Origin of the sequence: Deinococcus alpinitundrae, assembly GCF_009982895.1 — a bacterium.
Classification (GTDB): domain Bacteria; phylum Deinococcota; class Deinococci; order Deinococcales; family Deinococcaceae; genus Deinococcus; species Deinococcus alpinitundrae.
The window spans coordinates 1-747 of sequence record NZ_WXZL01000089.1; the positions used below are offsets into that span (position 1 = coordinate 1).

Annotated in this window: 1 protein-coding gene; it reads right to left on the bottom strand. The window is 56.9% G+C overall.

Translation table 11 applies throughout. From position 1 onward, the window contains the following. Positions 1–6: 6 nt before the first annotated feature. Positions 7–747, bottom strand: a 741-nt coding sequence (locus GUI70_RS22505; protein WP_237725126.1) for a transposase, incomplete at its 5' end; no start/stop codon positions are given.

The following is a 747-nucleotide window of genomic DNA, read 5'->3' on the forward strand; positions in this document are numbered from 1 at the left end:
TGCGGTTTATAGTTTCATGCAAAAAAGTGCGTCGTGAACGGCATTCAGCTGATTCATTTCTAGAAATAACTCCGCGAGGCGCACCTCGGTCAGGAACTTCTGTCGAACGTATCGTGCCAATTTGCCCCAGTCAGGCCAGGCTGGATCGCCCGGATCCGGGCGATCCAAGAACTCAAAGTGGCAGAGCAAGAAGCTAAGGAGACTCAAGCAGAGGAAGCGCAGCACGCCTCGTTTGGTCTGTTGGCCGAACCTCCCAAAGCCAAAGCGACTCTTGAGGGTTTTGAAGAGGGCCTCGATTTTCCAGCGACGTTTCCCGGTGCGCTGGATGACCTGGGCCGTGCGTGGTACGGTCGAGACGATGAAGCGCCGTTCCTGAGCGTCGCCTTTTTTGGCAGGCAGCCACACCCAAGTCACCCAAAGCGTCACGCCAGGAAGATCGTGCAACTCGATCTTCCTGCCTGAGGTCGTGATGTCCCGCAAGTGTTGCCCAGTCGAAGTTTTTCGATCTGCCCGCATCCCGATGAATCCCGCGAACTTGAGCGCGATGATGCCTTGGATGAATTCTTTGCTGCTGAATCCTCCATCAGCCAGCAGGTGAATGGTCTTGCTGCTGTGGCGGACTTCCGCTGGAAGTCCGCGCAGGAGCTTCAAGGCCAGTTGGGTAGGCGAGGGCTCGCCCTTGCCCCGCCAGATTAAGAAGGACCAAGGCAGGCGCAGTTCTCCGCAACAGAGGTACAGCAGTACGAC